Genomic DNA, 12,144 nt, shown 5'->3' on the forward strand with positions numbered 1-12,144 from the left:
TAACAGGGTCCGTTCAGGCTTCCTCGGCCGCCGCGTCCTCGTCCGCGCCGATCTTGTTGCGTTCGAGCATGTATTCCTGTTCGACCTCCAAGGCGTCCGCGGCGGTGTCGTAGACCTTCGCGTAGCCGACCGTCTTGCGCATCCCGAACTTCGTCTCCAGCTCGTGGATGACGACTTCGTCGGAGGCCTTGTCGAGCTTGGCCGCGAGCGAGTCGCGAACCGAGAGGCGTGAGGGGGTCGCGTCCTCGTGGGTCGTCTCGAAACGAACGTCCGTGCGGTGCAACATGGGGTTCTCCTCCTCGGAGATGATATCGACGTCCATAGTTCAGTTACCTACATATCCCCCGGAACGCTGTAAAAGGATTTCGAAGCGACGGACCCCGCTCGACCGGATCTCCACGGCTCCGTGGGAGCAACTCGGTGTCGACGGATCCGGACCGGTGCCGACGGATCCGGACCGGTGCCGACGGATCCGGACCGGTGCCGACGGACCCGAACTGGTGTGGGTATAGGTGTATGTGTCTGGAGTCCGTACCGATAGCCATCCAATGCCACCGGAACCGTCACACGCCGCCCGGCCGGAGGAGCGCTCCCGGTACGAGCTGATGCGGGTCAAACACGTCATCCTCTCGCTCGCGCCGATCCCGCGGAAGCTCCGCTGGTGTGGCTACCTCGCGCTCATCGCCGCGCTTCCCGCCCCGATCATGCTCCTGCTTCCGGCCGATGTTCGGGCGACGTTCCACGCCGGTGACCCGCTTACCGTCCCGCTTGCGGTCGTCACGATCACCGGGATCGGCATCCTCAGCCTCCTCCTCGGAACCCTCGGGTTGGCGTTTATCGGCCATCGGACGGCCGTCCACGAGGGGCTCGCCGAGCCACGGATCTGGACCTACATCGGCTTGGAGGACGCGTTCACCTTCGCCGCGTTCATCACGGGCGCGCTCGCCACCGTGGCGAGCGTAGGCATCCTCGCGAGCGGTCTCGCGGGCACGGGGGCGGTCGTTTGGCTCGAAGGCGTCGGCGTGCAGCCGTACTTCTCCGTGCCCGGGCTGTCGCTTCCGCCCGTCGCCGCCACGGTGGGCGGACTCGTGGTCGCCGTGACCGCGTTCGGGAGCAGCCGGTGGGTCGCCGGGCTCGACGGTTGAAAAGCGGGATGAGAGAGGTCGCCCGGACGCGTCATCGTCGATTTTTATACTGGCCCGCTCGAACCGGCTGGCGATGGCCGACCTCAACCCGATCGCCAAACGGATCCACAACATCCAGCCGAAACCGGTTCGTCTCGAACTCGACTCGGGCGACTCCGGAACCTTCCGGTTCTCCTCCACGGAGTTCTTCCAGCGCGAGTTTCGCGGCGAGGGCGAACGTGTCGACGACGATCCGGACGCCGAATACCGACTGATCACCTCCGAGGATTACGAACGGGTGCTTTTGGGTCGATCCGGACCCGACGAAGGGGGCTGGGAGATGGTTGGCGAGATCGTCGCCGTCGAGGCCGCCGAGGCCTGACACGTTCGGTTCGCTGGCTCCGCAACGCGGTCGTTTCCCGCCGATCCATACTCGTTAGATAGATCGGCTATATTCGGGTATCGCTAACGATCGCTCATGTTCTTCGACGGACGGAGACGACCGTCCACGACGACGATCGGATCGGGCACGCCGGCGACGTTTCCGACGTCACCCGGCGAGGAACCGACGCTGATCTTCCGGGGTGAGGGATGCCGACCGATCTGAAACGCGACCTCGGGCTCGCGGAGACCACGGCCATCGCCGTCGGGGCGATGGTCGGGTCGGGGATCTTCATCCTCCCGGGGATCGCCTACGTCACCGCCGGCTCGGCGGCGGTCCTCGCGTTCGTCATCGCCGCGATCCTCGTGTTGCCCGCGGCGCTCTCGGCCGCCGAGATGGCGACGGCGATCCCGGAGGACGGCGGCCCGTACCTCTTCGTCGAGCGCGGAATGGGGCCGCTCATGGGAACCATCGCGGGGGTCGGGACGTGGATGATGCTCTCGTTAAAGAGCGCGCTCGCGCTCGTCGGGGGTGTCCCCTATCTCGTCTACGTCCAGCCGACACTCGCCGAGGCGATCACCGCCCTCGCGATCGGGTTGGCGCTGTTTTTCACCGTCGTCAACCTGGTAAGCGCCGAGGGCTCCGGCAAGCTCCAGTTCGGTATCGTCGCCGCGCTGCTCGTCGCGCTCGCGTGGCTCGTCGTCAGCGGCGTCCCCGACGTGCAGGCGGACCAAGTCGCCGGCGCGTTCGACCCGGCGACGGAGGGGATCCTCGCGGCCACCGCCATCGTCTTCATCTCCTATGCGGGGATCACGAAGGTCCCGGCGGTCGCCGAGGAGGTGAAAAACCCCGGCCGCAACCTCCCGCTCGCGATGGTCGGCGCGCTCGCCATCGTCGCCGTCCTCTATGCCACCGTCGTCTACGTCACGATCGGCGTCCTCGACGTGACGGCGGCGGTCGAGGCCGGCGAGCTCCGGTCGGACGGCGAGGGCGCGATCATCGCGCTCGTCGCCGACGAACTGCTCGGCTTCGCCGGCGTCGTCGTGATCGTGCTCGCCGCCATCCTCGCGCTCGCCTCGACCGCGAACGCGGGGATCCTCGCCGCCTCGCGGTTCCCGCTCGCGATGGCGCGTGACGGCGTCTTTCCGTCGTCGTTCGAACAGGTCAGCGAGCGCTTCGGGACCCCCGCGAACGCCGTGGCGCTCACCGGCGCGCTCCTCTTGCTGCTCGTCACGTTCTTTCCGATCCAGACGGTCGCCTCCTTCGGGAGCGCCTTCCAGATCCTCGTCTTTATCCTGCTCAACATCGCGCTCGTCGGGTTCCGTGAAGGTGCGGTCTCGGAGTACAAACCGGTATTTAAAGCGCCGCTGTACCCGTGGCTCCAGCTGTTCGGGATCATCGGCGGCGGCTACGTGCTGTTCCAGCTCGGGCTCGTCCCCGCCCTCGGCGCGCTCGGGATCGCGGCGCTCGCGGCCGGCTGGTACTTCCTCTACGCGCGACACCACGTCGACAGCGAGGGGGCCGCCCGCGACGCCGTCCGCCGTGGCGCGGCCGAGCGCTCCATCGAGCGGACCCGTGCGGCGTTCGAGAACCGCGACGGCACGGACGTCCTCGTCGCGCTCACCGAGTCGACGACGCCCGAGGCGGCCCGCGATATGACCCGCATCGGGCTCGACATCTCCCGGTTGCGCGGCGGCCTCATCGACGTGGTTCGGTTCGACTCCCACCCACACCGGGTGTTCACCGCCCACACCGACCGGCTTGAGGAGCCGACGGGCACCCTCGGCGACTGGCTCGGTTTCGGCGAGGAGCCGCCGAGTTGGTTCCCCATGGAGTCGGCCGAGGAGTCGGCGGGATCACGCGCCGATGGGTCCGGCTCCCGCGATACCGACTCGACGACGTCCCGCGGCGACGGCGGCACCGAAGCCCTCGCACACCCGCCGGAGGAACCGCTTCGGGTCGAAGAACCCGAGCGGGGCCGGCTCCAACGCCACGTCGTGAGCACCGAGAACGTCGTGGACTCCGTCGCGGCGTACGCGGCCCACGAGGGCATCGACCTCGTCCTCGCGGAGCGACAGACGGCCGACCTGCATCGGGCGTTGTTCGGCGGGGAGACGGCCGAACTGCTTCGCGAGGTTCCCTGCGGCATCGCGCTCGTCGAGGACCGTGGCTTCGACGGCGACGAGACCCTCGAGGAGATCGCCGTCGTCACCCATCGGGGCGCATACGATCCGCTGAAGCTGCTTATCGCCGACGCCATCGCGGAGGAGACGAACGCGACGATCTCGCTGTTACAGGCGGTTCCGGCGGACCCGCCGGCCACCCAACGCGAGCGGATCGAGGACTATCACGCCGAGCTGATGCGGATCCTGACGGTCCCCGCCCGCTCGCGGATCATCGAGGCCGACGACCGCATCGCCGGCCTCGCGCGGTTCGCGACGCCGGCCGACCTGCTCATCACGGCGACCGAGAGCCGAGGACTCGCGGGATCGGTTCTCGGTCGCCCGGGCGACGAACTCGTTGACCGGGTCGACTGTACCGCGGTGATGGTCCAGCCGGCCGACGAACAGCACGCCGGACTCGTCCAGCGGTATCTGTTGAGTCGGATCTTCGGGAACTAAAACGGCGGGTCCGAACGCCTCGTCCTTATCGAATTCGCCCGCGCCAAAAACGCCTCAGCCGTCCACGCCGAGCGCGGCGAGCGCCCCCTCGACGTCGCCGTCCATCGCGACGAACAGCTCACGGGCGTGTGCGCGGCGCTCGGGTGTGATCGCGATCCGGACCATTCCCTCGCCGGGTTGGCCGTAGACGACGGTTGCACCGTCGGGTGCCGCAAGGATCGCCGGCAACGCGGCGAGGTCCTCCTCGCCGTCCACCTCGATGATCGTCGCTTCCGGCGTCGCGATCGCGTCACGAAGCGCGATCAATAGCGCCTCGGAGAGCTCCGCAGGGGGGTTCTCGACGTAAACACGCCGTTCGTCGGCGGCCGCGAGCGCCTCGTCTATCTGTGTGTCGACGGCCTCACGTTCGGTCCGTCCGTCGATAAGCGCGACATCCGGGACCCGGCCCGCCTCGCGGAGATGGTAGGTGACGACGTCGCCGACGGCGACGAGCGGGGCGTTCGGCGCGTCGTGTTCGGCCCGGGTGTCCGCGGCGGCCGCGAGCAGCGCGTCGGTGTCGGTCGTGACCGGGCCGAGCGGATCTTTAAACGCGTCTCGGAGGGAGTCGGGAAGGGTGAGCATGGGCGGTGGTGCGGGCGGGGGTTATCTGACCTTTAACGCGTACGAGCCCGGCTTCGTGACGTTCATCTCCTCGGCGATCTGGCTCTCTTCGGGTCGGGTGATGATCACGTATCCGGCCCAGTCCTCGGTGAGCGAGGAGGAGCCACAGTGTTCACACGCCTGTGCGTCCGGGTCGTTGACGAGATGACACTCCCGACAGGCGAGACGGTCCTCCGCCATCAGTCGTCCTCCCCGGTCGCGCCGGTTTCGGCGCGTCGGCGGCGACCGCTTTCGAGCCAGTCGTGTTTGCCGAGCCCGGGCTGTTTCGCCGTGAGCCCGATCTTCGAGTCGCGGGGGTTGCGCTCGTCGACGCTCTTCGTGACGACCCGGACGCGGACGGAGTCGTCGACGCCGAGCGTCTTATCGGAGTCCGAGGAGGCGAGCTGCTGGTTCGCCCCGTCGAAGGTGAGATATTCGTCGGTGATCTGTGAGACGTGCAAGAGGCCGTCGACCGGCCCGATCCCGACGAACGCGCCGAACTCGACCGTCTCGACGACGGTGCCGTCGATCACCTCCTGCATGTCCGGATCGAAGGTGAGTGCGTCGAACTCCACCTCGTAGTAGACGCCCGGACGGTTGTGCAACACCGCGCCGTCACCGACATCGTGGACCTCGATGACGCTCACGACGCTGCCGACGTCCTCGTCCATTCGTCCTTCCAGTTTGTCCTGTAGCAGGGCTTTCACTCGCTCGTCGGTGACGTCCGCGAGGTGTTTCGGCGGGACCTCAACCGTATCCTTGAGTCGAACTCGTTTGTACATGTGCGTGTGTGCGTGGTGCGCGGTAAACCTGCGCTACGGTTCCGTTATCGCCAGTGCGTTCCGCCCCCTTAAACCGATTACTGGTGCGTCCGCCGCGAGCAGCCGGTTCCTGAGGGGACGGTCGTTCGTGACGACGTACCCCACCCGACCCGTCGTGGCCAGTTCGAGGAGCGCGTCGTCCGCGTATGATTCTTCGGTTTCCACCGTCCGTGCGCGTTCCGCGAGGTCCGCGCCCACCGCCGCGGCGGTCGCCGCCTCCCCGGCCCCCGACTGGAGCCCATCGAGCTCCGCGAGGACCGCCTCGGGAACGACCGCCTCGTACGACCCGAGGAGCCGATCGAGCTCCTCGAAGAGGCGAACGTTCGCCTCCACCGGGGCCATCAGCGCGCTCGCATCGAGCGCGACGACGGGCGGGGCCGCGGCGCGACGGTCGGACGATGACACGTTAGACGAGCGTCCCGACCCCGATAAGCCGCCACCGGGTCCCGACCCGGCGGTTGATCGCGATCTGTGCGCCCGAGGCGGCACAGACGGGACGTTTGAGCTTCACCTCACATTCGCCGTCGCGCGCGCTCGTCACCGCGCCGACGGTCGTCGCGGTGCCGACGGTGAGCATGAGCGGTTCGCCCGTCGAGATCTCCTCGACGGTTCCCTCGCCGACGACGCGGTCGAGCAGGTTCACGGACATCTCGAACTCGTGGCGCGTCGGCGGGAGCGTCCCCGGTTCGCCGGCGACCTGTCCCGCGAGCGCGTCACCCTTCGTCAGGCTCGGATCGAGGCCGGTTCCGACGCCGAGGAGCCCGCCGGGTTTCGCGGTCTCGACCTGCTGGCCCCCCGCCTGCAACGAACGGACGGTCGTCTCCAGGGATCGCCACTCCGTCTTGCCGCCCTCCTCGACCTGCCGGCCGGGGCGGATCTCCACGCCGTCGCCGACGGAGAACTCGCCTTGGATAAGCGAGCCACCCACGACGCCGCCCTGAAGGTTTTCGGCGGTCGCCCCCGGGCGATTGATGTCGAACGAGCGGGCCGCGAACATCCGCGCCTCCTCGTCGGGGTCGCGCTCGGGCGTCGGGATCGACTCCTCGATGGCGGCGATGAGGAGGTCGAGGTTGACGCCCTGTCCCGCCGAGACGGGGACGATGGGCGCGCCCTCGGCGACCGTTCCGTCGACGAACTCCCGTATCTGTTCGTAGTTGTCGACGGCGCGGTCGCGGTCGACGAGGTCCACCTTGTTCTGCGCGATGACGATGTTCTCGATGCCGATGAGGTCGAGCGCCATCAGGTGCTCTTCGGTCTGTGCCTGCGGGACGTCCTCGGTCGCGCTCACGACGAGGACGGCGCCGTCCATGATCGACGCCCCGGAGAGCATCGTCGCCATCAGCGTCTCGTGGCCGGGCGCGTCGACGAACGAGACCGTCCGTAAGACCTCGCTTTCGCTGCCGTCGGGACACTCCTCCTCGATGGTGTAACACTCGGGCTCGTCGACGCCGGGACAGCGGCGGAACGTCGTGTCGGCGTAGCCGAGTCGGATGGAGATGCCACGTTTCATCTCCTCGCTGTGCTGGTCGGTCCACGATCCGGACAACGCCTGGACGAGCGTCGTCTTGCCGTGGTCGACGTGACCGACGAGACCGATGTTCACCTCCGGTTGTGTGTTGGCTTGGGTCACTTTTGAACCTCCTCAGGGAGTAGTCTTATGCGAAATTCGCCCCGTGCGACTGATAAAGTTGCTGTTATAGTGCCGTGATGGGCCCGATCCCCCCGGCCGTGTGTGACGAACTCCCGTCATTTGGTCGCGGGCCGTCTCCGTGACCGAAGCCAACGCATGCCTTTCAGCCCCATGCCCCGGATCCCTGTCGTGATCCCGTCGTCACGGACGGTCTCCGACCGGATCACTCGATCCGGATTTCCGCCCGATCGACCATCGCTTCGACTGCATCCGGATCCGGGCCTGTCACCCCCGCTCGCTCGCGGGCGGCGGTGACCGTTTCGCAGGCGGCAGCAACACAGTACCGATGGAACGGCGAGTCTGCTGCGGCCGCATCAGCCAGTCGTTCGAGCGCCGGCACCCAATCGAGGTGATGCTCCAAGAACGACCGATACGCCGTTCGTTCATCGGTCCGGAGCAGCGCTGCCGCGTACTCGAACACCAGCGCGAGGTGATCGGGCTGATAGGCGGATGGAACTGAGAACCCGCCCGCGTCGTATCGGCGCTGCATGTCGGCCGCGGGCGGCCCGAGGAGCCCACCGCCCGCCGTCCCGTCATGCCACGGTCGATAGACGGACTCCACGAGCGGCGCGTATGGGGTCCGCAGGCCCTCGAACAGCGCGGTATACTCACGGTCGAATGCTGCCCTCCCGGTCGGCACCGCGTCGGGGCTCCCCGGGCCGTCCGGAACGGGGATCGACAGCGCCTCCGCAAGCGCCGTGTACTCGGCGGCGAACCGCCCGGCTTTCACGTCCCGATACAACCGCTCGTCGGGGTGTTTCAGTCCCTCGGCAAGGAGGGTGTACAGCGATGCCCAGCGCTCACGGTCATCGGCGTGGTGGTCCGTTCGGCGCGTGTGTCCCTGTGGCTCCGTTCGGCGCGTTGGTCGTCGTTTGGACATGTGTGGTGTGATGTGGGATCTGTTGTCGCCTCGAAGCTACGTCGACAGCGGGGCGTTGTAGGCGGCGGCGATGATCAGATACCGGAGCGCGACGCCGCCGAGCACGACGAACCCGAACTTCAGCGTGTAGGTCCCCCGGACGAGCCGCCGTAACCGATCGCTTGCGTGCACGTCCACGCGACGTTCGAGGGCGATGAGGCCGACGGAGATGGCAAGCGGGAGCGCGAGGCCGACGGTGACGACGCCACCCCAGAACACGAGTCCATACTCCTCGGTCAGCAGTCCGAACGCGGAAACGGCCCCCGGTCCGCCCGATGCGAGCGTCGTCAGGAACAGCGCCAAGACGGCTATCTCGCCGAGGATGACGACGTCGTCCGCCACGCTGAACGCGGTGACGTTCGTTCCCTCGACACCGTCGAAAAGCACCGTCACGCCAACCGTCGCCGCGAGGCCGATCGAGAGCGCGCTCGCGAGGAAGAGCGCCGGGAGCAACGTTCCGTCCCAGAGCGGCACCGTCGCCGAGACGTCGCCGAGTTTGAACCCGGTGTACGCGATCATCGACAGCGCGAGCGCCGAGCCGACCCCGGAGCATAGCAGCCGCCGCCGAGGACCGGGGTGCGTTCGGCTGGCCACCCGGGCGAGCCACGAGTCCACCGGCACGTCGAAGCGGTTCTCTATCCGACTCGTGACGACCCGGGGAAACGCGGCCCTGCCGGCGGGATTCTCGTGCCACACGACCCAAAGTCCCTGAAGCGTCGCCACCGCGGAGAACAGCACGATGATCCACGTTCCGATCACGAGCCAGGACCCGACGTTGACGAAGAGGATCGGAAAGAGCAGCGCCCGGACCGGCGCGCCGAGATGGAACACGAGCAGGAAGACCATTCCCGCTCCGACGGCCCCAAGGGCGAGCACGGTTCCCCATCGAGTGATCGAGTACATCGGGCGGTCGACCGCCGGGTCCGTGGAGCGAACCCTGAGTACGTCGGCGGCGAACCCGGTTACGTAAGCCCCGCCGGCGAGACCGCTGAAAAACAGGTAAGCGGCGATATACCAGCCGTACTCCTGTTGGGTCAACCAGACGAGTCCATCCGGACTATCCATCATCCCCGCTCACCCCCTCAGTCCCGGTCGCGGGTTCGAGGACGACAGCCGGGCCGCCGTCATCCGATCGGAACTCCTCGGCGGCCGCCGTCGACGCCCCCCGCAGGAGTTCGTTGATCGGCCCGGAATCGAGCGCACCGGTGACACAGTTGTCGACACAGGCGGGGGTTTCACGGGCCGTCTCGGACTCCTCGCGGGGCGGGGAGCCGTGGCCGTCGCCGGCCCCGGAGCCCAGACAGCCGTGACACTTCTGTGCGAGTCCGTCCTCCCCGAATTGGATCGCCCCGTACGGGCAGGCGTACGAACAGTAGTTACAGCCGATACACCGGTCCTGCTCGATGGTGACGATCCCGTCCTCCGCACGTTTCTCGAGGGCGTGTGTCGGACACACGTCCCGACATTCCGGCTCGGCGCAGTGGTAACAGCCCATCGAGATCGAGATCTCCTCGTAGTCCGGGAACGTGCCCTCCCCGACGTGTTCGACGCGTCGCCAGGTGACGTCCCCCTCGTCGATGTCGTTCCTGACAGTACACGCCTGTGAACACGCGTGACAGCCGATGCATTTGTCGGGGTCGAAGTAGAATCCCCACTGGCTCATGCGGTTTCACCTCCGACACGGCTGACCTCCACCGGGAGGTTCCTGTCCACCTGTCCGCTGACCGGCTCGACATGCCGTTCGGTGTTCATCGTCATCATGTTCGCGCCGGCCTCATCGGGCGCGAGCGAGTACGCTCCGAAGCCGGAGACGGCAAACAGCCACCCCGGGCGAACGCCCTCGTAGACGTGTGCGACGAGTTCGACGTGGCCGTCGGGGGACTCCACGCGAACCCGGTCGCCCGTCTCGATCCCCCTCGGGTCGGCATCGCTCGGGTTGATGTGCAACAGGTTGCCGTCGTACCCTTCATACCGGAAGCCGAACCGATCGAGGTATTCCTCGCGCGCGTCATCGAGCGCCTGACAGTGGCCCCGCGAGAGCTGTTGCACGAACCCGTCGGTCAACAGCAACGGATACTCCTCGTCGGTCGTCTCGCCGTACAGGTCGTCGTCGGGCGGATGCCACTCGGGTGCAGTACTGACGTCAGTTTCCTCGGCGAGGGCGGCGTACCCGTCGACGACGTCGAGATCGAACTGGAACTTCCCGGTCTCCGTGTCGAACCCGTGCTCGCGCCACTGCTCGTACTTGACATCGGCGACGATCTCGTAGCTCCGCTCAGCGATGTCCTCGAACGAACGTCCGATCCCCGAGAGCTGTTCGTCATAGAACTCGACGGCGTCCTCCCACGGGAAGTACTCCCCCCAGCCAAGCTCCGTCGCGAGGGCACTGTAGATCTCGTAGTCGGTCCGACAGTCCCCAACCGGCTCGATGAGGGCGTCCGAGGCGGTCACCCACCCGGATTCGCTGTAGGCGCTGTCGCCGCCCGTGGCGAGGAACGGCTGTTCGAGCGTCGAGGCACCGGGGAAGACCACATCCGCGCGACGACTTACGCCGCTCCAGAACGCGTCGACGGTGATCACGAGGTCCATCGCTTCGAGGGCCTCGGCCCACGCCTCGCTGTTCCCACTTTTAAGCGGGGCCGACCAGTTGTTGACGAACCCACGGATGTCGCCGCGCTCGACCGCGGTCGGGACGGCGTTGTGTGACAGGTCTCGGATGTGGCGCTGGTACGGGTGGTCGTCGTAGTCGGGCGTGGGACGACCCTCGTGGTTGGCCGGCACGTCGATCCCCCGCTCCTCGAAGGGGTCGGCGAGCGAGAAGCCGGCCCGCCAGTGGCGGGTCCCGCCCTTCCGGTCGATGTTGCCGACCAGCCCGTTGAGCGCGTGGACGTTCTGACAGTTCTTGAAGCCGTTCCCCTGAAACGAGAGGCCGGTAAACGGGAACGCGACCGCACGCGGTGCCGCCTCCGCAAACCCAATGGCCACCTCGCGGATGGTCTCGGCGTCGACGTCGGTGATCCCCGCTGCCCACTCTGGGGTCTTGTCCGCGACCGCCTCGCGGTACGCATCGAAACCGTAAGTCCACTCCTCGATGAACTCCTCGTCGTGGAGCCCCTCCTCGATGATCACGTGGCCCATCGCGAGCGCGAGCGCCCCGTCCGTCCGCGGTTCGATCGGGATCCACCGATCCGCGACCTCCGCCGTCTTCGTGTATCGGGGGTCGATACAGACGAGCGTCGCGTCGTTCTCCTCGATGGTCTCCATGATCCCTTTCGGCTCCCACTGGCCGCGGAAACACTCCATGGGGTTCCGCCCCCACGCGATCATGTACTCCGAGTTCCGCCAATCGGGCCACTCCCGGCCGTAACCGGCCATCCACTCCCAGGAGTCCGAAAACGGCCCGTGGCAGGTCGTCTTGCGGCCGACCTGGATCGGTGCGCCGTATAGGTCCCTGAACAGCAGGTCATGGAACTCGCCGCCGATCGGATAGCCCTGGTATCGGAGGAGCTTCTCCGGACCGTGTTCCTCGCGGAACGATTCGAGCCGTTCGGCCGCGTACGCGATCGCCTCGTCCCACTCCGCGCTCCGCAGTTCGCCGTCCTCGCGAATGTACGGTCGCGTGATCCGGTTCGGGTTGTACGTCTTATCGAGTTGGGCGAGCCCTTTCGAGCACAGGGTCCCCTCGGCTCCCGGACCAGCGCTGGCTTTCGGATGGCCGTCCACACCGGTCAGGTCGACGGCCGTCCCGTCCTCCAACGTGACCTCCTGCCCGCAACTGGCACGGCAGATCCAGCAGTTGTTGTACGCAGTTTCGCGGGCCGCTTCGGCGTGTGCAACGGCGCCGGAGTCCCGATCGACACAGCCGGCGGCCGCGACCGACAGCGCGCCCGCAGCCCCCTTGAGGAACGTCCGTCGTCTGACCTTGCTCCGTTCGTCCTCATCCATACA

At 67.3% G+C, this 12,144-nt stretch carries 14 protein-coding genes; 4 read left to right on the forward strand and 10 right to left on the reverse strand.

The window, feature by feature from the left end:
• Positions 1-13: 13 nt before the first annotated feature.
• Entirely contained in the window at positions 14-322 is a 309-nt protein-coding gene (locus tag CHB65_RS06290) for a 30S ribosomal protein S24e (protein WP_089384204.1), read from the reverse strand.
• A gap of 226 nt (positions 323-548) precedes the next feature.
• Here CHB65_RS06290 and CHB65_RS06295 point away from each other — a divergent pair, with 226 nt between their 5' ends.
• From CHB65_RS06295 to CHB65_RS06305, 4 genes are all read left to right on the forward strand, one after another.
• Positions 549-1,145, forward strand: a complete 597-nt coding sequence (locus CHB65_RS06295; protein WP_089384205.1) for a hypothetical protein — start codon at positions 549-551, stop codon at positions 1,143-1,145.
• A gap of 73 nt (positions 1,146-1,218) precedes the next feature.
• On the forward strand, positions 1,219-1,506 hold the full coding sequence (locus tag CHB65_RS06300) for a transcriptional regulator (protein WP_089384206.1): 288 nt from the start codon (positions 1,219-1,221) through the stop codon (positions 1,504-1,506).
• A 96-nt stretch (positions 1,507-1,602) separates the two neighbouring features.
• Entirely contained in the window at positions 1,603-1,731 is a 129-nt protein-coding gene (locus CHB65_RS17885) for a hypothetical protein (protein WP_281251554.1), read from the forward strand.
• A complete protein-coding gene (locus tag CHB65_RS06305) occupies positions 1,716-4,127 on the forward strand; it encodes an APC family permease (protein ID WP_089384207.1) in 2,412 nt (803 codons plus the stop codon). The genes CHB65_RS17885 and CHB65_RS06305 overlap by 16 nt, the downstream gene beginning before the upstream one ends.
• Before the next feature lie 54 nt (positions 4,128-4,181).
• On the opposite strand, the gene CHB65_RS06310 is transcribed toward CHB65_RS06305, so the two are convergent.
• The 9 genes from CHB65_RS06310 to CHB65_RS06350 all read right to left on the reverse strand — a co-directional run bounded on the left by CHB65_RS06310 (position 4,182) and on the right by CHB65_RS06350 (position 12,141).
• The gene (locus CHB65_RS06310; RefSeq protein ID WP_089384208.1) at positions 4,182-4,748 is read right to left on the reverse strand and encodes a GTP-dependent dephospho-CoA kinase family protein; all 567 of its coding nucleotides are present in this window, start codon (positions 4,746-4,748) and stop codon (positions 4,182-4,184) included.
• A 21-nt stretch (positions 4,749-4,769) separates the two neighbouring features.
• Entirely contained in the window at positions 4,770-4,967 is a 198-nt protein-coding gene (gene spt4 / locus CHB65_RS06315; protein ID WP_089384209.1) for a transcription elongation factor subunit Spt4, read from the reverse strand.
• On the reverse strand, positions 4,967-5,548 hold the full coding sequence (locus CHB65_RS06320) for a DNA-directed RNA polymerase (protein WP_089384210.1): 582 nt from the start codon (positions 5,546-5,548) through the stop codon (positions 4,967-4,969). The genes spt4 and CHB65_RS06320 overlap by 1 nt, the downstream gene beginning before the upstream one ends.
• A gap of 33 nt (positions 5,549-5,581) precedes the next feature.
• The gene (locus CHB65_RS06325; protein WP_281251555.1) at positions 5,582-5,992 is read right to left on the reverse strand and encodes a PIN domain-containing protein; all 411 of its coding nucleotides are present in this window, start codon (positions 5,990-5,992) and stop codon (positions 5,582-5,584) included.
• Position 5,993: 1 nt separating this feature from the next.
• On the reverse strand, positions 5,994-7,217 hold the full coding sequence (locus CHB65_RS06330) for a translation initiation factor IF-2 subunit gamma (protein WP_089384211.1): 1,224 nt from the start codon (positions 7,215-7,217) through the stop codon (positions 5,994-5,996).
• A 223-nt stretch (positions 7,218-7,440) separates the two neighbouring features.
• Positions 7,441-8,157, reverse strand: a complete 717-nt coding sequence (locus CHB65_RS06335) for a TorD/DmsD family molecular chaperone (RefSeq protein ID WP_089384212.1) — start codon at positions 8,155-8,157, stop codon at positions 7,441-7,443.
• A gap of 36 nt (positions 8,158-8,193) precedes the next feature.
• Positions 8,194-9,264: an NrfD/PsrC family molybdoenzyme membrane anchor subunit gene (nrfD, locus tag CHB65_RS06340; RefSeq protein ID WP_089384213.1), complete on the reverse strand. Its 1,071-nt coding sequence runs from the start codon at positions 9,262-9,264 to the stop codon at positions 8,194-8,196.
• Positions 9,254-9,859, reverse strand: a complete 606-nt coding sequence (locus CHB65_RS06345; RefSeq protein ID WP_089384214.1) for a 4Fe-4S dicluster domain-containing protein — start codon at positions 9,857-9,859, stop codon at positions 9,254-9,256. Before CHB65_RS06345 ends, nrfD begins: the two co-directional genes overlap by 11 nt.
• Entirely contained in the window at positions 9,856-12,141 is a 2,286-nt protein-coding gene (locus tag CHB65_RS06350) for a molybdopterin-containing oxidoreductase family protein (RefSeq protein WP_089384215.1), read from the reverse strand. The genes CHB65_RS06345 and CHB65_RS06350 overlap by 4 nt, the downstream gene beginning before the upstream one ends.
• Positions 12,142-12,144 lie beyond the last annotated feature (3 nt).

The organism is Halorubrum vacuolatum (assembly GCF_900188065.1).
In the GTDB taxonomy this organism is placed as follows: Archaea; Halobacteriota; Halobacteria; order Halobacteriales; family Haloferacaceae; genus Halorubrum; species Halorubrum vacuolatum.